General features: G+C 65.9%; 13 protein-coding genes. 6 read left to right on the plus strand and 7 right to left on the minus strand.

Annotated features, from left to right (window positions below; genetic code table 11):
* Positions 1-234 precede the first annotated feature (234 nt).
* Positions 235-1,308 carry a hypothetical protein gene (locus ACQR1D_RS24140; RefSeq protein WP_434839203.1) on the plus strand — a complete coding sequence of 358 codons (1,074 nt, stop codon included), beginning with the start codon at positions 235-237 and terminating at the stop codon, positions 1,306-1,308.
* Between the two features lie 13 nt (positions 1,309-1,321).
* On the opposite strand, the gene sseA is transcribed toward ACQR1D_RS24140, so the two are convergent.
* The 3 genes from sseA to ACQR1D_RS24155 form a co-directional block, all read right to left on the minus strand.
* Positions 1,322-2,179 carry a 3-mercaptopyruvate sulfurtransferase gene (gene sseA, locus ACQR1D_RS24145; protein ID WP_434839204.1) on the minus strand — a complete coding sequence of 286 codons (858 nt, stop codon included), beginning with the start codon at positions 2,177-2,179 and terminating at the stop codon, positions 1,322-1,324.
* Between the two features lie 111 nt (positions 2,180-2,290).
* Entirely contained in the window at positions 2,291-2,704 is a 414-nt protein-coding gene (locus tag ACQR1D_RS24150) for a rhodanese-like domain-containing protein (RefSeq protein ID WP_315804511.1), read from the minus strand.
* A 183-nt stretch (positions 2,705-2,887) separates the two neighbouring features.
* Complete coding sequence (locus ACQR1D_RS24155; protein ID WP_434839205.1) at positions 2,888-4,063, minus strand: vWA domain-containing protein; 1,176 nt, start codon at positions 4,061-4,063, stop codon at positions 2,888-2,890.
* 115 nt (positions 4,064-4,178) lie between these two features.
* Between ACQR1D_RS24155 and ACQR1D_RS24160 the strand changes: the two genes are divergently transcribed.
* Both ACQR1D_RS24160 and ACQR1D_RS24165 read left to right on the plus strand, forming a co-directional pair.
* Positions 4,179-4,424 carry a GlsB/YeaQ/YmgE family stress response membrane protein gene (locus ACQR1D_RS24160; protein ID WP_315717851.1) on the plus strand — a complete coding sequence of 82 codons (246 nt, stop codon included), beginning with the start codon at positions 4,179-4,181 and terminating at the stop codon, positions 4,422-4,424.
* A gap of 97 nt (positions 4,425-4,521) precedes the next feature.
* Entirely contained in the window at positions 4,522-5,364 is an 843-nt protein-coding gene (locus ACQR1D_RS24165; protein WP_315717852.1) for an AAA family ATPase, read from the plus strand.
* Positions 5,365-5,392: 28 nt separating this feature from the next.
* Here the strand turns inward: ACQR1D_RS24165 and ACQR1D_RS24170 are convergent, their stop codons facing one another.
* On the minus strand, positions 5,393-5,776 hold the full coding sequence (locus tag ACQR1D_RS24170; RefSeq protein WP_315804509.1) for a response regulator: 384 nt from the start codon (positions 5,774-5,776) through the stop codon (positions 5,393-5,395).
* On the minus strand, positions 5,769-9,455 hold the full coding sequence (locus ACQR1D_RS24175; RefSeq protein WP_434894096.1) for a PAS domain-containing protein: 3,687 nt from the start codon (positions 9,453-9,455) through the stop codon (positions 5,769-5,771). The genes ACQR1D_RS24170 and ACQR1D_RS24175 overlap by 8 nt, the downstream gene beginning before the upstream one ends.
* Before the next feature lie 228 nt (positions 9,456-9,683).
* On the opposite strand from ACQR1D_RS24175, the gene ACQR1D_RS24180 reads away from it, so the two are divergent.
* Positions 9,684-11,198, plus strand: coding sequence for a helicase HerA domain-containing protein (locus ACQR1D_RS24180; RefSeq protein ID WP_434839207.1), 1,515 nt, complete (start codon positions 9,684-9,686; stop codon positions 11,196-11,198).
* Positions 11,199-11,242: 44 nt separating this feature from the next.
* Here ACQR1D_RS24180 and ACQR1D_RS24185 read toward each other — a convergent pair whose 3' ends face one another.
* Positions 11,243-13,372 (minus strand): phosphocholine-specific phospholipase C, encoded by a 2,130-nt coding sequence (locus ACQR1D_RS24185; RefSeq protein ID WP_434839208.1) that lies wholly within the window; start codon positions 13,370-13,372, stop codon positions 11,243-11,245.
* A gap of 271 nt (positions 13,373-13,643) precedes the next feature.
* On the opposite strand from ACQR1D_RS24185, the gene ACQR1D_RS24190 reads away from it, so the two are divergent.
* Positions 13,644-15,236 (plus strand): ATP-binding protein, encoded by a 1,593-nt coding sequence (locus ACQR1D_RS24190; protein ID WP_316177810.1) that lies wholly within the window; start codon positions 13,644-13,646, stop codon positions 15,234-15,236.
* An 816-nt stretch (positions 15,237-16,052) separates the two neighbouring features.
* Here the strand turns inward: ACQR1D_RS24190 and ACQR1D_RS24195 are convergent.
* Complete coding sequence (locus ACQR1D_RS24195) at positions 16,053-17,189, minus strand: PAS domain S-box protein (protein ID WP_434839209.1); 1,137 nt, start codon at positions 17,187-17,189, stop codon at positions 16,053-16,055.
* Positions 17,190-17,492: 303 nt separating this feature from the next.
* On the opposite strand from ACQR1D_RS24195, the gene ACQR1D_RS24200 reads away from it, so the two are divergent.
* Positions 17,493-19,172 carry a methyl-accepting chemotaxis protein gene (locus ACQR1D_RS24200; protein WP_316217633.1) on the plus strand — a complete coding sequence of 560 codons (1,680 nt, stop codon included), beginning with the start codon at positions 17,493-17,495 and terminating at the stop codon, positions 19,170-19,172.
* Positions 19,173-19,182 lie beyond the last annotated feature (10 nt).

The following is a 19,182-nucleotide window of genomic DNA, read 5'->3' on the forward strand; positions in this document are numbered from 1 at the left end:
ATAGCGGCGCATTCAAGACAATTCCGGCCTGAGCGGCCCGACTTCGGCAATTTGTGATCATGTCTCCGTCGTTGCACGGAAGTCTCACGCCGCTGAAAAAGTGCGGCGGAGCCCCCGCAGGCCCCATGGATGCCGTGATTTGCCGAGCGGACGGGAACACTTCCGGTATTCTGACCTGAGCCTGATTCGCGATGCACGGCAGAAGCCGGCCTCGTCGCGAACGCGGCATTCCCTGTGATCACCGCGTTCCCTACTGGCTCTAAGGTCTCGGCAGTCACGCTGCCGTGGCGAGAGTTACCGTCAATGCTTCCCGGCTTTCGTTTTCTGGTCGCCGCGATCGTCTGTTCCATCTCTCTCACCATCTTCGGCATGGGGGCTGCGGCCCTGTTGCGCGCGGCCCACGAGCAGTTCGTCAGCAACGCGTCCTGGCGCACGACTCAGGCCTCCGGCTTCACCACGTTCCTGCCGCCGGCCGAACCCACGCCGGTGCTCGCGGTGCTGCGGGTGGATTCGATTCCGACACCGCCGGTGACGCCGCCGCCGGTCGTGGCCGATGCTCCCCCGGCAGCGTCCGAGCCGCCGAGCGCGCCGTCGACGGCGGCGCCGGCCGCCGAGACACCCGAGGCGACGCCCGTTGCGGTGGCCACCGATGTGCCTACGCCCTCGCTGCCGGCGGAAACGGTCGACACGTCCCGCACCTCCGCCATCGTCGAGACCGCGTCCGTGACGAACGACCGGATCGAGAGCACCAAACCGGAGCGCCCCATTCCGGACACGTCCGCTTCGATCGTCGTTCCGGTCGAAAAAGTCTCCGACAGGCCGAGCATGGACAGTTCGCCCGCGACTGCAGCGCCGCCCCCGCCGCCGGCGTCGACCGAAGCTGCGGCCGCCGTGGTCTCACCGCCGCCGCCGGCTCCTCAGATTCTCGCCAGCGCCGATCCGATGATGACGACCGCAGCCGCCGCCGCGCCCGTTCCGGCGGTGCTCGACCCGATCGCGGCCAAGCTCGCCGCGCTGGCCGAGCAGCCGGCGCACCAGGAGCGGCCCGCGGCCGGCGAGCATCGTGCCTCGGTGAAGGTCGCGAGCGTTCAGTTGCGCCGGAGCATCCTCAAGAAGCGCCAGGCCCGGGAGAAGCAGGTTGCGGCGCGCCGCGCCAAGCAGCGGCGCATCGCCCAGCGCGTCAGGGCGGCGCGGCAGGCAGCGGCCCCACTGCAGCAACAGACCGCGTTCCCCGATCCATTCGGACAGCAGCCATTTGGTCAACCGCAGGCGGCCGTCCAGCAGGCTGCCGGGCCGCGCACGCGGTAGGCGGAGCTAGCGATCAGGCCGGCCCGGTCGCAACCGGCGGACCGTTCTCGACGCCCCATTCCGACCACGAGCCGTCGTAGAGCGCGGTGTCGCGGATGCCGAGACGATAGAGCGCCAGCGTCAGCACCGCCGCCGACACCCCGGAGCCGCAGGAGGTGACGATCGGCCTGGCGAGATCGACGCCAGCGGCGCCGAACGCCTTACGTAGCTCGTCTAGCGGCTTCATCACGCCGGTCGCCGCGTCGAACAGCTCCGCATAGGGCAGACTGCGGCTGCCGGGGATATGGCCGGATCGGAGACCGGGCCGCGGCTCGGCGACCTCGCCCGCGAAGCGCGGCGCCTGCCTCGCATCGATCACCTGCTCGGCATTGCCGGCGAGATTGGCAACCATCTGCTCGATCCGGCGCACGCGCTCGGCATCGAACGTCGCGCTGTAAGTACCGAGCGCCGGCGTGACCTGTCCGCTATCGACGGGGCGCCCCTCCGCCATCCACTTCTTCAGTCCGCCGTCGAGCACGCGTACATCCGTGTGGCCGAATGACAGGAACATCCACCAGGCGCGCGGCGCCGCGACCCAGCCGCCGGAATCATAGACCACCACCGTGTCACCATTGCTGACGCCGAGCCGGCCCGCGTCGCGGCCGAACTGCTCGGCGCTCGGATACATGTGCGGCAGCGGATTGGAATGGTCGGAGACCTCGTCGACGTCGAAAAACACGGCGCCGGGGATGTGCGCCTTCAGGTAATCGTCCTTCGGCAGCGGCAGCACACCCGGCATCTTGAAGGTCGCGTCGAGCACCTTCACCTTGGGATCGCCCAGATGCGCAGCGAGCCAGTCGGTGGAGACGAGAGGGTCGTCGTGGATGGTCATGCGCAAAAGCTCCGGGCTTCACATTCGATCGTCATCGCCGGACTTGATCCGGCGATCCACCTTGTCGAAGCGATCGACACGCGGGTCAAGCCCGCGTGCGACGGGCAGCGATCAATCCTTCTTCTTCGGCGCCCAGGCCTCGACCGGCCCGCCGCAGTCGCGCCACGCCGCGAAACCGCCACCGATATGGGCGACCGGCTTCAGGCCCATGTCCTGCGCGGTCTTGGCCGCGAGCGCCGAGCGCAGGCCGCCGGCGCAATGAAAGATGAACGTCTTGTCCTGCTGAAAGACCGGCTTGGCATAGGGGCTCTGCGGGTCGATCCAGAACTCCAGCATGCCGCGGGTGCACGAGAACGCGCCGGGAATCCTGCCCTCACGCTCGATCTCTCGGGGGTCCCTGATATCGACGATCACGACATCGTCGCGCTTCGCCGCCGCGATCGCCTCAGCCGCCGAGAGCGTCTCGATCTCGGCATTGGCTTCATCGAGCAGCGCCTTGATCCCGCGCGTGATGGTCTGGGGCATGTCTTCTTCCTTCGTCTTTTCCAGCCGCCGAGCGGCGTCGTTTCGCGTCTACATTCCGGGGTCGTCCGTCAGGACCGAACCCGGAATCCAGAGCCGATCGCACAAGCTCGATATTCCGGATTTGGTCGCTATCGCGACCGCCCGCAACGACGGCCTTGCATCGCGCGCCGCAGAACGAGCGCCTTACCTCACCAGCTCCTTCATCGCCGCTTCCAATCCCTCGATCGTGATCGGATACATGCGCTCGGAGAAGATGCGGCGAATGATGGTGGTGGACTCCGAATAGTCCCAATGCTTCTGCGCCACCGGATTGAGCCACACCGCGTGGGGATAGGTGCGGATGACGCGGTCGAGCCACACTGACCCCGGCTCCTCGTTGACGTGCTCGACCGAACCGCCGGGCACCATGATCTCATAAGGCGACATCGAGGCGTCGCCGACGAACACGACCTTGTAGTCGTGCGGGTACTTGTGCAGCACGTCCCAGGTCGGCGTGCGGTCGGTGAAGCGGCGCTTGTTCTGCTTCCACACGCCCTCATAGAGGCAGTTGTGGAAGTAGAAATATTCCATGTGCTTGAATTCGCTCTTGGCGGCCGAGAACAGCTCCTCGACCTGGGCGATGTGCGAATCCATCGAGCCGCCGATGTCGAAGAACACCAGCACCTTCACCGCATTGCGCCGCTCGGGCCGCATGTACACGTCGAGATAGCCGTGATTGGCGGTCTCGCGGATCGTGGTGTCCAGATCGAGCTCGTCCGGCGCGCCGGTGCGGGCGAACTTGCGCAAGCGGCGCAGCGCCACCTTGATGTTGCGGATGCCGAGCTCGACATTGCCGTCGAGATCCTTGAACTCGCGCCGGTCCCACACCTTCACGGCGCGATTGTTGCGGTTCTTCTCCTGGCCGATGCGGACGCCTTCGGGGTTGTAGCCATAGGCGCCGAACGGCGACGTGCCCGCCGTGCCGATCCACTTGTTGCCGCCCTGGTGACGGCCCTTCTGCTCTTCCAGGCGCTTCTTCAAGGTCTCCATGAGCTTGTCCCAGCCCATGGCCTCGATCTCTTTCTTCTCTTCCTCGGTGAGGTATTTCTCGGCCAGCTTCCTCAGCCATTCCTCGGGGATTTCGGCCTTCTCCATCGCGTCGAGCAGGCTCTCCAGCCCCTTGAACACGGAGCCGAACACGCGATCGAACTTGTCGAGATTGCGTTCGTCCTTCACCAGCGCGGTGCGCGACAGATAGTAGAAATTCTCGACCGAGTGCTCGGCGAGGTCGGCGTCGACCGCCTCCATCAGCGTGAGATATTCACGCAAGGAGACCGGGACCTGCGCGTCGCGCAGTGCTGTAAAGAATTGCAGGAACATGCCCATTAGATCGCGCGGCTGGGAGGGCACGTCAAGGGCCGCTCCCCGCCCCGCGCTGGACCCGCCGGCATTTTGCTCTACAATCCCTGGAACAACAGGCGGAATGGGGGCTTTCATGGGTATCATTGCAGCACTGATCATCGGCGCCGTCGCGGGCTGGCTGGCGGGGCTGATCGTGCGCGGCGCAGGTTTCGGCCTGATCGGCAACATGGTCATCGGCATCATCGGCGCGCTGGTCGCAAGCTACGTGCTGCCGGCGCTGCACATTGCGCTTGCCAGCGGCACGCTGGGGGCGATCCTGGACGCCACGATCGGCGCCGTCATCGTGCTCGTGATCCTCTCATTGATCAGGCGCGCTTGATTATTTCTGCTTCCGATGGCAGCCATCATCTCAAAGCCGCAGCGGCGTTGCCGCTGCGTAGCCACTCAACACAAGTTCGAACGATGAGCGAGACGCGATGAAATTTACCGGCACCCAGGACTACGTCGCCACCGACGACCTCAAAGTGGCCGTCAATGCGGCGATCGTGCTCGAGCGCCCGCTGCTGGTGAAGGGCGAGCCGGGGACCGGCAAGACCGTGCTGGCCGAGGAAGTCGCCAAGGCCGTCAACGCGCCGCTGCTCACCTGGCACATCAAGTCGACCACCAAGGCGCAGCAGGGCCTTTACGAATACGACGCCGTCTCGCGACTGCGCGACAGCCAGCTCGGCGACTCCAGGGTGTCCGACATCAAGAACTACATCAAGCGCGGCAAGCTGTGGGAGGCCTTCACGGCCGAGCAGCGGCCGGTGCTCCTGATCGACGAGATCGACAAGGCCGACATCGAGTTTCCGAACGACCTGCTGCTCGAGCTCGACCGGATGGAATTCCACGTCTACGAGACCAACGAGACCATCAAGGCGAAGCTGCGCCCGATCGTCATCATCACGTCCAACAACGAGAAGGAGCTGCCGGATGCGTTCCTGCGCCGCTGCTTCTTCCACTACATCAAGTTCCCCGATCCGGATACGATGGGCCGGATCGTCGACGTGCACTTCCCGAACATCAAAAAGCGGCTGGTCGAGGAAGCGCTGCGCATCTTCTTCGAGGTCCGCGACGTGCCCGGCCTGAAGAAGAAGCCGTCGACCTCCGAGCTGCTCGACTGGCTCAAGCTGCTGCTCAACGAGGACATCGGTCCCGAGCAGCTGCGCGAGCGCGATCCGCGCAAGCTGATCCCGCCGCTGCACGGTGCGCTGCTCAAGAACGAGCAGGACGTCCACCTGTTCGAGCGGCTCGCCTTCCTCAGCCGGCGCGAGGTGTGAGGGCGCCCGGCTCAATCCGACCGGCGCGTCATTGCGGCGCCGTCCTCTTGATCAGGCGTCCGAGCGCACGCATGATCCCATCGACGGCAATCGGCTTCTCGCAGCGGAGGATCTTCGAGAAGCGGTCCGGGATCACCGATTCGTCATAGCCGGTGGTGAAAACGAAGGGCACGCCGCGCTCGACCAGCAGATCGGCGACCGGAAACGCCATGTCGCCGCGCAGGTTCACGTCGAGAACGGCGCCTTCGATCCGCCCCTCGCGTTTGATCAAGGCGAGCGCGTCAGGGACGGTTCCGACCGGGCCCAGGATCGTGCCGCCGGCACTACCGAAGGCGCAGCGCAGCTCGTCGGCAAGCATATACTCGTCCTCGACGATGAGGATATGACGGTCGCGAAGCGAGCGTTCAGGCATGATCCTCAAGCTCCAGCGTGGTGAGCGAAACGGGAATCGATATCGTGCAACGGACACCGTCGGATGCGAAGGCGTACGAGGTCCTCGCGCTGAGCTGATAGGGCAAGGCCTGTTCGATCAGCTCGCGCCCTTGCCCCGTGCCGACGGGCATCGTGGCTGGCGGTGGCATGTCGACGCCGCTCTCGCGCCACTCGATATGCAGCCAGGGCTGGCCTTCCGCGCCTTCGCGCTCGAGCGACCAGACCACGCAGAGCCGGCCCGAGGGCTGCGCCAGCGCGCCATACTTGACCGCGTTGGTGGCGAGCTCGTGCAGGGCCATGGCAAGGGTCTGAACGGTCGACGACCGCAGCCTGACGCCGGACGGTCCCGACAGCCCGATGCGCTCCGAACCGCCGGCGACAGCCGACAGCTCGCTACGGATCAGATCGTCGAAGGTGACGCGATCATTCTCCTTGAGGCGGGACAGCAGGCCCTGGGCTCGGGACAGCGTATCCAGCCGATCACGGAAGCGGGCGCGAAAATCGCCGAGATCGGCGCTGGCACGCGCCGTCTTGTCGGCCATCGAGCGGACCACGCCCAGCAGGTTGCGGGTGCGATGCTGCAGTTCGGCCACCAGCACCTTCTGCCGCTCCTCCCATTCACGCCGCTCGGTCACGTCGACCATGGCGCCGGTCATGCGGATCGGTCGTCCCGCGTCGTCATAGAAGAAGCGCCCACGGCCGTACAGGCAGCGAATTGCGCCGCCCGGATGCACCACGCGAAACTCGCTGACATATTCCTGGTGCGCCTCCATCGCGCGGTGAAGCGCGGCTTCGGCTGCGGGACGATCGTCGGGATGGATGCGCGCCGCCCAGGCCTCGTAGCTCGGGGTCAGCTCGCCAACAGCATAGCCTTCCATGCGAAAGTGCTCGTCCGACCAATAGACCTCGCCGGTTGCGACGTTCCAGTCCCACAGGCCGAGCCGCCCGACCTCGACCGCGCTGCGCAGGCGCTCCTCGCTCTTGCGCAATTCCCGTTCGGCCTTGTTCTGCTCGGAGATGTCGCGCGCCGTCCCGAACCACTCGATGATCTCGCCGTCACGCCCGAGAATGGGGATGGCGCGCGAATCGATCCAGCCGAGGCTGCCATCGATCCTGATCACGCGGTGCTCCAGCTCGAACATGCCCTTCGTCGCGACGGCCCTGCTGATCGCCGCAGTCACCTGCGCCTGATCGTCCGGATGAATGTATTTCGCGAGCCAGCCCTGGCTCGGTTTCATCGTATCGGCGATGAAGTCCTTGCCCTGCAACTGGCGCATCTCCCGCCAGTCCGGGCTCATGCGATAGACGACGTCGGAGCTCGCGGTTACGAAAGCGCGATAGCGCTCCTCGCTGGCGCGCAGTCGCTCCGTCGCTTCGGCACGCAGACGGGCCATCTTGAGATGCGCCTCGACACGCGCCAGCAGTTCACGCGCACTGAACGGCTTGATCAGATAATCATCCGCACCGGCCTCCATGCCTTCGACGCGGCTCTCTTCTCCGGCCCGGGCCGACAGCAGGATCACCGGGATGGTACCGACCCGTTCATCGGCGCGCAGCCGTGCCAGCAACTGCATGCCGTCGATGCGCGGCATCATCACATCGGACAGAACGAGGTCGGGCTTGTCGCGGGCGATGGCCGCGAGCGCGGCTTCACCATCGGCGACGGTCTCGACATCGTAGCGCGCGGCGAGCAGGCGGCGGACATAGTCGCGCATGTCGGCATTGTCGTCGGCCAGGAGGATGCGGGGGCGCGGCCCGGCCCTGTCGGCTGACGTGGTGGTGATGTCGATGTCCGGAACGGCATGCGCGTCGAGCGACGGCGGATCCGGCAGCCAGCGCAATGCCTCCGCGATGAACGGCCGCGCACCGCGAAGCATCGGTTCCTGCGCCGGCGCCGCATCGGACGGGAGATGACTTCGTCCCCTGGGGATTCTGACCGCGAACGTGCTCCCCTGCCCGGCTTCGCTGGTCGCCGCGACGGATCCGCCGTGCAGCTTGGCGAGCTCATGCACCAGTGCGAGCCCGATGCCCGAGCCTTCATGGGTGCGGCCGAACGCGCCGGCGACGCGATGGAAACGCTCGAAGAGCCGCGGCAGCTCGTGCTGCGGGATGCCGGTCCCGGTGTCCTTCACGCTCAGCTCGAAATGACGATCGCAGGTGACGAGCCGGACCTCGATGTCGCCCGTGAAGGTGAACTTGAACGCGTTGGAGAGCAGGTTGAGGACGATCTTCTCCCACATTTCGCAATCGACATAGGCCGGCTCCGGCAGCGTCGGGCAATCCACGATCAGCCTGAGGCCGGCGGCTTCGATCGCCGAGCGGAAGGTGCTGGCGATCTCCGCGGTCAGGCTCGCGAGGTCCACCGGCGCGTAGACCGCCTGCATCCTGCCGGCCTCGATCCGAGAGAAATCCAGCAGCGTGTTGACCAGCTTGAGCAGCCGCAAGGCATTGCGCTGGGCGATCTCCAACCGGTCGCGATCTGCCGGCGGCAAGCTCTGCGACCGCAGCACATCTTCGAGCGGACCGAGCATCAGCGTCAGCGGCGTACGGAACTCGTGGCTCACATTGGCGAAGAACGCGGTCTTGGCGCGATCGATCTCGGCGAGCGTCTCAGCGCGGCGCCGCTCCTGCTCATAGGCGAGCGTCTCGGCGAAGGCGCTGCCGAGCTGCGCGGCCATCAGATCGAAGAAGCCCTGATGCTCGGCGTCGAGGGCGCGGCGCGGATTGACGCCACAGATCAGGATCGCCGTCGCCTGCTCCCGCCCCGTCGCAACCGGCAGCGCCAGTGCCAGCTGCGGCGGCTCGGGCCATGCGCCGGTCGGGACGCCGGCAAATTTCGCACGATCCAGCACGACGCGAATCGGCGCCACCGCGCGCGCCGCCGCCCGGACCGGCCACAGCCCGTCCCCATCGCTGTCGAGGGCAATCTGCGCCGGCGCGATTGCACTGTCCGGGTGTACCCCCGCGGCGCTCAGCAACCGTGCCGATCGCTGGTCCTCGCCGAGTTGGTAGATCAGCGCAAACGGGACATCATGCGGATTCTCGGCGAGGACGTCGGTGGCTTCGCGACAAGCATCCGCCAGACTGTCGGCACGGCCGCGCGCGGCGAGATCGCGCAAGGTCCGCATGCGGCGTTCGCCCACGACCCGGGCCGTCGTCTCGATGACGGGGGTGAAGACACCGCCGACACCGCCGGTCTCGTCGCGAATCGGCGAATAGGAGAACGAAAAATAGGTCTCTTCGAGGTAGCCATGGCGGTCGATGAACAGCGGCATGTCGCGCGAACGGGTCGCTTCGCCAAGCCCAACGACGTGCCGCAACATCGGGCCGATGACCTCCCAGATCTCGGACCATACCGCGTGCCCCGGCGCCCCGAGCGCGGCCGGATGCTTCTGCGAGCCGAGGATCGGGCGATATTCGTCATTGTAGAGCATGACGAGCTCCGGGCCCCACCAGATCAGGATCGGGAACGCGCAGTCCAGGCAGGTGCTGATCGACGTGCGCAACGACTGAGGCCAGCTCTCGGGCGGCCCCAACGGCGTCCGTGACCAATCATGGATGCGCATGAGCGCTCCCATCTCCCCGCCTCCCTGCAGGAAGTCGGCCCCGCGCGCGAACGCCTGAAACGTCGCGCGACCGGCATCCGAATGCTCGTTCACTCCTGGCCCCTTTTTCATCGCACAATATCGTGAAATGCGCGCGGGCGCCAAGCACTGGCCCGAACGGGCAACGAGCGCATCAACGAGGAACTCGGCGGCGCGGCGGGATCCATCCGTCCATCCACAGCCGATCTCGCAACTTGGGACAGTCCAACGCAAACGCTCGACGTGCGCGGCTGCGCTTGTTAAGCGCCAGCCTCTGCGTGAAGCGGGGTTGAGTCGGGGCACATGACGGTTGCGATCGAGATGGGGCAGACGGCGGCGGGATCGCCTGCCGCCCTGGACCTCGAGGAACTGCTGGCGACCCGGCTCCTGGTGCAGGGCAATTCCGGCTCCGGCAAGTCGCATCTCCTGCGCCGCCTGCTGGAGCAGAGCGCGCCCTGGGTGCAGCAGACGATCATCGACCCCGAGGGTGACTTCGTCACCTTGGCCGAGCGATTCGGCCATCTCGTGATCGAGGCCGAGGACCACACCGAGCGCGCGCTGCAGGTCGCCGGCGAACGGGCGAGGATGCATCGCGTCTCGACGGTGCTCAACCTCGAAGGCCTCGACGCCGAGAATCAGATGCGGCGCGCGGCCGCCTTTCTCAACGGCCTGTTCGAGATCGCCCGCGACCACTGGTACCCGATGCTCGTCGTGGTCGACGAAGCCCAATTGTTCGCACCGGCCGTCGCGGGCGAAGTCTCCGACGAGGCCCGCAAGGCGTCGCTGGGCGCGATGACCAACCTGATGTGCCGCGGCCGCAAGCGCGGGCTGGCGGGCGTGATCGCGACGCAGCGGCTGGCGAAGCTCGCCAAGAACGTCGCGGCCGAGGCCTCGAACTTCCTCATGGGCCGCACCTTCCTCGACATCGACATGGCCCGCGCCGCCGACCTGCTCGGCATGGAGCGGCGCCAGGCCGAGGCGTTCCGCGACCTCGAGCGCGGCCAGTTCATGGCGCTGGGCCCCGCGCTGTCGCGCCGGCCGTTGGGCCTGCGCATCGGCCCGACCGACACCAAGCCGCGCAACGCGACGCCGCGGCTGATGCCGCTGCCGGAAGCGTCGCTCGAAGACGCCCGCGCGGTGATTCTCGCCGCACCGCCGCCCGAGACCAACGCGCGGCCGCAGCGCAAGCCGCAGCCCGAGCTGCTCGACCAGCTGATGGCGGCGAAGTCTGCTGCGCTCGAGCTGCGCCCCGAGCCGCCGGCGCCCGCCGTCAGCGAGGAGGAGCTCGCCGAGCGCAAAGCCCGCGTCGAGCGCGTCTTGCGCGCGGTGCTGGCCGAGCCCGACGCGGGCTTCCGCGCCGTCGGCGTGCTCTACCAGGAGTTCGTCGTCCGCTGCCGCATCGAGGGGCTCGGCACGGCCGTGCCCGACCTCAACGAGTTCCGCCGCATGCTGACCCGCGCCCGTGCCGGCCTCGGCGGCGATGACGCGGCCGACGACGCCGGCTGGCAGGACGTCACCTTGCGCGCCTCGCTGCTGCCCGAGGACATGCAGGGCGTGTTCATGATGATCGCCCGCGCCGCCAAGGACGGCCGCCCCTGCCCGAGCGATGCCGCGATCGCCCGCGCCTACGGCTCGCACTCGCTGCGCCGGGCGCAGCGCCTGCTGACCTATATCGAGGACCAGGGCCTCATCGTCTGCCAGCTCGACGGCGCCGGCCGCCGCATCGTCACCCTGGTCGAGCTCGCCTGGGCCACCGCGCCAGGCGATCCCAATGCCGACGATGCGACCAACGAAGGCCTCGTCGCTTCGTCGTCGTGAGAGGTGCCCGGTTTGCTCCGGGCGCCTCCCGCCGTCGTCTGCGATCAGGTCGCGGCGATCCTGCCCATCGCCGGATCGCTGATGCTGGGCCGACCGTTCTCGACGTGGCCTGCAAGCTGCCAGTTGAAGTTGGCGTCGCCGTCCGTCGTGACCGTCAGGTCGTACCAGCCATGGGTCTGCTGCAGGCGAACCCGCGTCTCCAGCCGCTGGCCGCGCTGCAGCCGGTGCCGCTCGCTGCGTCCGGTGTAGTTGTCGGCCAGAGTCACCACGCAGCTCGCGCCCTTGTTGGTGAGCGCGATCGCAAGGCTGCGGGCATCGTCGCCGTCGTCCCAATCGCAGAGATGGACGGTATCGACATCGACGAGCGCCGCGGTGGTGGCGACGCCGCCCTTGAAGTGGCGGAAGAAGCCGTTCGGCCCGTACACCGACAGATCGTACTGGCCGGCGCTGGCCGCGAGGTCCCACACGCCGTGCAGCGATTTCCCGGCTTCGACGGTGTAGCTCCACGGGCCGGCCGCGGTGTTGCCGGAACGAATGTGGAAGCAGACGCCGGCCTGCCCCGGATTGACGAAGCGGATTCCGAACGTCTTGTGCGCGGCATCGGCATCGCCGTCGACACGCAGATCGTAGGGCAGCGCGCGCGCCGGACGGATGCCCGGCTCCTGCTGCGGCAGGACCTGCTTGGCGGGCGGCACCGGATGATAGTCGTCGAAGCGCGCGCCCGAGGTGATGTCGGCGACCGGCGGCTTGTAGCCGGCCGTGCTCGGCAGCGGCGCCATGCCTTCGTTGGGCGATGTGAAGTTGAACGCCGAGGTGAGATCGCCGCACACCGCGCGCCGCCATGCCGGGATGTTGCTCTCGAACAGATCGGGCGCCTTGTGGTGGAAGCGGCGCTCGATGAAGCGGATCACAGAAGTGTGGTCGAACACTTCCGAGCACACGAAGCCGCCGCGCGACCACGGCGACACCACCAGCATCGGCACGCGGACGCCGAGGCCGTAGGGACCGGCCATGTGGCTGCCATCGCCGGCGAAGAGGTCCGTGCTCACATCGACGGTCGACTGTCCCCAGGCCTGCGACATCGCCGGATACGGACCGACGACATGGTCGAAGAAGCCGCCGCCTTCGTCGTAGTTGATGATCAGCGCGGTCTTGCTCCACAGCTCCGGATTCGACGTCAGGATGTCGAGCACCTTGGAGATGTACCAGGCGCCCGGCCCCGGCAGCCAGTTCGGATGCTCGCTGAACGCCTCGGGAGCTGCGATCCACGAGACCTGCGGCAGGGTGCCGTTGCGGACGTCGTTGCGCAGCCCGTCGAACAGGTTCTCGAACGTGCCGCCATTGGCGATGTTGCTGCCGCGCAGCGCCTTCTCGTACAGCGGACTGCCTGCTTGCGAATTCTGGTACTGGTGGAAATACAGCAGCGAGTTGTCGCCGTAATTGCCGATCCACGGATTCTGGGTCCAGCCCCAGGAGCCGGCTGCATTCAGCCCGGTGCCGATGTCCTGATAGACCTTCCAGGAGATGCCCGCCTTCTCCAGCCGCTCCGGGAACGTGGTCCAGTCGTAGCCGGCTTCCGCATTGGTGATGACCGGTCCGCCGCCCTTGCCATCGTTGCCGTCCCAGCCGGTCCACAGGTAGTAGCGATTCGGATCGGTCGGTCCCATCACCGAGCAGAAATACTGATCGCACACCGTGAAGGCGTCGGCCAGCGCATAGTGCCAGGGCAGATCCTGCCGGTTCATGCAGGTCATGGTCGTGGTGCCCTTGTTGGCGATCCACTTGTCGTAGTTGCCGTTGTTCCAGGCCTTCTGACCGTCGTTCCAGCCATGGGCGACGTCCTCGACATAGACCTGGCCGGCATTGTCGACGCGGAACGGCATCACCGCCCCCGCGCCGTTCGGCTGCTGCCACACCGGGTTGCCGTTCGGCAGCTTCACCGCGCGGGGATCGTTGAAGCCGCGCACGCCGCGCATCGCACCGAAATAATGGTCGAAGGCGCGGTTCTCCTGCATCAGCACCACGATGTGCTTGACGTCCTCGATACTGCCGTGGCGATTGAACGCCGGAATGGCATGCGCGCGCTCGATGCTCTGGCCGAGGGCGGCGGTCGCAGCCGACGCTCCGAGCAGCCGCAGGAACTCGCGCCGGTTGTGCGCGATCGTGTTCGACATCTCGTTCATTCCCCATGGTGATGACGGTGTCGAGCGGCTTAGGTCGGCGCGTTAACAACCGCGTGACCGGGCGGTAAAGGATGTGTGGCAGGCTTTTGACGCCGCGCGGCGGAGCGGCATTCGCGGCGAGGGCGCCCTGCCGCGATGCACGTCGAAGCCGCCATTGCCCTTGCACCCGAGACGAAAAGCTGAATGATCCGTTCGGGTTGCGACGACGACAGACCGGGCGAGCCCGGATTTGGCGGGTTGCGTTGTTGAGGATGGTTTGCATATGCCGACGTTGACGGTGCAAGCGGCGGGTCTGGAGGGCGCGGTGGCATGGACATGGCTGCAGGTCGTGTCCAACGGACTGATCGCCAGCGCCTTCTTCACCATCGCCTTCGTCGTCGGCACGTTCCTGCGGCGGCGCTGGCGCGACGTCATGTTCCGCGGCATCGTCGGGGCGCTTGCGACCTTCGTGGCCGTCGTCGGGGTCACCCGCCTGCTCGCGATCGTCGATCTCTGGGTGCCGACCTCGACCATCACGGACATCATCAACGTCTTTCTCGGCGTCACCTCGATCGGAATCATCGTCATCATGATCAAGATGCTGCCTCAGCTTCTGGTCCTGCCGACGCGCATCACCTTGCAGAAAGCCTATGCGCAGCTCGAGGAGGAGATCCGGCAGCGCCGCGCCGCGGAAGCGATGGTGCGGCGATTCCAGGAAATCGAGGCCAACGAGGCCCAGGTCCGTCAGGCGCAGAAGATGGAGGCGATCGGCCAGCTCACCGGCGGCGTCGCGCACGACTTCAACAACATCCTGACCGTCATCACCGGGACGATCGAGATCCTTGCCGACGCCGTCAAGGACAAGCCCCAGCTCGCCGGCATCGCCGGCATGATCAGCGCCGCCGCCGAGCGCGGCGCCGATCTGACCCGGCATCTGCTCGCCTTCTCGCGCCGCCAGCCGCTGCAGCCGCGCGCCACCGACATCAATGCACTCATCGTCGAGGCCGGCCGCCTGCTGCGGCCGACCCTCGGCGAGCAGATCGAGATCGAATCGATGCTGGCCCATGACAGCGCGCCGGCGCTGATCGATCCGAGCCAGCTCTCGACCGCGATCCTCAACCTCGCGCTCAACGCCCGCGACGCGATGCCGGACGGCGGCAAGCTGACCCTGGAGACCAAGAACGTCACGCTCGACGAGCACTATGCGCAGTTGAACCGCGACGCCAAGCCCGGCAGCTACGTCATGATCGCGGTCAGCGACACCGGCCAGGGCATTCCCGGCCCGCTGCTCGACAAGGTGTTCGAGCCGTTCTTCACCACCAAGGACGTCGGCAAGGGCTCGGGCCTCGGGCTCAGCATGGTCTATGGCTTCGTCAAGCAGTCGAACGGCCACGTCAAGATCTACAGCGAGGAAGGCCACGGCACCACCGTGAAGCTCTATTTGCCGCGGGCCGCGGGCGCGCCGGAGCTGCCCGCCGCCGACACGGCACGTCCGGCGGTGGCGCGCGGCGGCGAGACCATTCTGATCGTCGAGGACGATGCGCTGGTGCGGGACTACGTGGTCGCGCAGGTGCGGCGGCTCGGCTATCGCACGCTCGCCGCCAGCAACGCCGCCGAGGGCCTGGCGCTGATCGACAATCCGGAACGCATCGACCTGCTGTTCACCGACGTCATCATTCCAGGCGGCATGAACGGCCGCCAGCTCGCGATCGAGGCCGAGAAGCGCCGTCCCGGACTGAAGGTGCTCTACACATCGGGCTACACGGAGAACGCGATCGTGCATCATGGCCGGCTCGATGCCGACGTGCTGCTGCTGGCGAAGCCGTATATGAGCGCCGATCTCGCGCGCATGATCAGGACGGCGCTGGAAGCGTGAGGCGAACCGCGATGGTGGCGCCGGTCGGTCGATGTCTCGCTTGCCAGAGCTCGCGCGTCACAACCGGTGTCGTCCCGGCCCTGCGCCGGGACCCATAGCCACCGGCCATGGTGGTGAAGCGAGATCGATCCACCAGCGTGCCTCACACATCTTCCTGGGGTTATGGGTCCCTGTGCAAGGCCGGGACGACGGCTGAGATCGCGGTTGGCGCCTTCCATCACACTGTGCCCGAGACAACCCATAAAGACGCGACGCCGCCTTCCCGCCGCCCATGAGGCGCAGGTGATGCGGCAATCTTGTCCCTCCTGAACAACGAGAGGGCGCGAGGAAGGCCGGACCTCGGCTGAGGCCCGTGGCCCGCCTGCTCAAAAGAATGCAGGCGGCAGGTACCACAGGTACAGCCGGACAGACCCGGCCTTCCCCGCGCGATGGTTTTACGGTGTCCTTCGTGCTCTCCCTGGGGATCGGCGTTCTTGCCCCCATTTTGCAACAACGCGCCTTTGGCGCGTTGCGCAGACCTCAGCGTCGAGAGGCCAGGACCACACGACTTCGCCGTCCGTCACGACTGCACTCGTCTGGCACAGCCGTCACGTCCATCGCAGCCCGCCTCCACGTTCGTGACGACGCGTACGTCCCTCTGCTCGAGGCGGGATGGGCAAGACCATCGTCCTGATTTGCCCGACGACGCAAGCCGGCGCGGCTGCGGCAAACTAACTCGACGGGCATTTCGCGCATACGAAGCATGCGGAGATTGCCCGTCGGGCACATCTGGCCGGCGCTCCATCCAGATGTGAAGCCGTGAAGATCGGCTGACAATCAGCGGACGGACGGAGCAGCGGCGGCTTCCCCCCGCGCCGCAAGCGGCAATGACGCCTGCCTCAGACTTTCCGACGGCGTCTCACCGTAGATCTTTCGATACTCCCTGGCGAAATGCCCGGGATTGCTGAAGCCACATCGCAAGGCGATCGACGTCACCGTGTCACCTGCTTTCGCATCGTACAGCAAGCGGTGCGCATGTTGGATTCGCGTCAGCTTGATCTTCTCGGCCAAGGAGACGCCGCTCTTCGCGAAGTACTGATAGAGCGTGCGAGGGCTGACGCCGTAGCGAACCGCGAGCTGCTGGATCGATATCTTCTGATCCCAGTTCGTCTCAATGTGTTCCAGGATCCTGCGAATGGACTCCGGCACCTGGCCATCGCGATCGAGATGATCCGTGGTGACGTCGATCGTCGCACCGACGAGATGGGTTCGTCCGTCGGACGGGCTGTAGACAGAGGTCGCCATGCCACGGACCCAGCGCACCGCACCGGCTCTACCAAGCACCCGGTAGTCGCGCGTGTAGCCGGTTCGCTTCATGATCGCGCGACGGATGGCCTGCTCGAGCCCGTTCCGATCCTCGGGATGCACGTGGCACAGCATGTCGCGCAGCGACGATGGAGACGCCGGCGGAAAATCTCCCTTGGAATCGTCTGCATCGACGATCAGGTTGAACGTCGACAGCCCAGCGAGCTTCTCCGCGGCTGAAAGCTGTTCTTCCAGGATCTTGGTTGTCGTGATGTCTTCGACCACGGCGCAGAACCACTTCAGGCGGCCCCTGGCGTCCCTGATCGGATTGACGGTCACACGTCCCCACACGACGCTTCCGTCCCGCCGGAAGTAGCGCTTGTCGAGCTGATAAGTCGCGATCTCGCCTGCAAGCAGCTTTTCGTGCTGCAGCCGATTGCGCTCCCGGTCCTCTGGATGCGTCAGATCCACAAAGGTCAGCCCACTGGTCTTGAGCTGCTCCAGCGTGTATCCGACGATCCGGCAGCATTCGGCGTTCGCAAACCGGATATGTCCCGTTGCACTGTCGACGATCGAGATGCCGATGCCGAGGCTGTCCAGAAACACCCTCGGCACCGCGATGACTTCGGCAATGTCCTTCCCTGGCATGTCGAAGCCGATACCATCCAATCCGGATGGAGCCTAGCGCCGAGGATCATCTCGATCTTGATCTAAGGCAATCCCGGCCCTGCGACACCTGAACACGCCCCGCAGATTCACGGCCATTCCTGCACAATCAGAACATCGCTGCAGATTGCTGCCTAACCGAATCTTACTGACGAGCTGTTAGATTGAATAAAGCCCCCGGGAATTTACGGGGATCATCGAATTCAGGAATGATCGCAGTCAGCGCCGTCTCCGGATCGCGGCAACTATCGCGTGATCACGAGCATGTGCACATCGCTGGCGTGATCGCTTGCACAGGAGACCATCATGTTTGGCCGCAAGAACAACGCCGCATCCCTGGCCGCCCTGGCCGCAAACGCGATCACCGCGAAGGTGATGGTCGCTGACGACAAGCTCAACATCGTCTACATGAACGAGGCGGTACGGGCGCTGATGCGTGAGGCGGAGGCCGATCTCAAGGCGCAGTTGCCGAACTTCCGCGTCGACGGACTCATCGGCACCAACATCGACGTGTTCCACAAGGACCCGACGCACCAGCGCCGCATGCTGCAGGCCCTTACGTCCGAGCACCGGGCCACCATCAAGATCGGGAAGTGGACGTTCGATCTGGTCGCGCAGCCCTTGAAACACCCGGATGGAACCCGCGCCGGAACAGTCGTCGAGTGGTCCGACGCGAGCGTGCGGCTGCAGAACCTCGACTACAGCGCCCAGGTCGCGGCCATCGGCCGATCACAGGCCGTGATCGAATTCAACCTGGACGGCACGATCGTCACCGCCAACGACAACTTTCTGCATGCGCTTGGCTACAGCCTGCCGGAGATCCAAGGCAAGCATCACAGCATCTTCGTTTCGCCGCAGGAGCGCGACAGTGCCGGCTATCGCGAGTTCTGGGCCGCCCTGAACCGCGGCGAATACCAGGCCGCAGAATACAAGCGGATCGGAAAGGGCGGCAAGGAGGTCTGGATTCAGGCGTCCTATAATCCGGTGTTCGATCAGAACGGAAAGCCCTTCAAGGTCGTCAAGTTCGCCACCGACGTGACCGCCCAGAAGCTTCGGAATGCCGATCTCGCCGGACAGATCGCCGCCATCAGCAAATCGCAGGCCGTGATCGAGTTCGAACTGGACGGCACCATCATCAACGCCAACGACAATTTCCTGCAGGCGCTCGGCTATACGCTGTCCGAGATCAAGGGCCGTCACCATTCGATGTTCGTCGATCCGTCGGAGCGCGACAGTCCGGCCTATCGCAACTTCTGGGCCGCCCTGAACCGCGGAGAATATCAGGCATCGGAATACAAGCGGATCGGCAAGGGCGGCCGCGAGGTCTGGATTCAGGCCTCCTACAATCCAATCCTCGACCTCAATGGCAAGCCGTTCAAGGTCGTGAAATACGCCACCGACGTCACCAAGCAGGTGCTGGTGCGGATGGGCAATGAGCGCGTTCGCGGCATGATGGAGTCCGTCGCAGCGGGTGCCGAGGAGTTGAACGCCTCGGTGCGCGAGATTTCCGAGGCCATGACCAAGTCGCGCGAGACCGCCATGGGGGCGGCTGACCGGGTCGCCTCAGCCGATTCGCAGGCCAAGCGGTTGAGCGAGGCGACACAGGCGATGAGCGGCATCGTCGAACTGATCGGCAACATCACCGGGCAGATCAACCTGCTGGCGCTCAATGCCACGATCGAATCGGCGCGCGCCGGCGATGCCGGCCGCGGCTTTGCCGTGGTCGCGTCGGAGGTCAAGAATCTCGCCACGCAGGCCAAGGCCGCCACCGACAAGATCGGCGCGGAGATCTCCGGACTGAACGGGATCTCCAGCGAGGTCGTGAATGCGCTGAACGCGATCAAGGTCGAGATCCAGAACGTCAGCGAATACGTCACCTCGACCGCCGCCGCCGTCGAGGAGCAGAGCACGGTCACCGGCGAGATGTCGTCCAGCATGCAGCGCGCAGCCGCAGAGGCACAGGCGATCGCAGCAGGCAGGGCGTAGAGACCGCCCG

The sequence above is a fragment of the Bradyrhizobium sp. HKCCYLRH2047 genome (assembly GCF_051168175.1).
GTDB lineage: Bacteria > Pseudomonadota > Alphaproteobacteria > Rhizobiales > Xanthobacteraceae > Bradyrhizobium.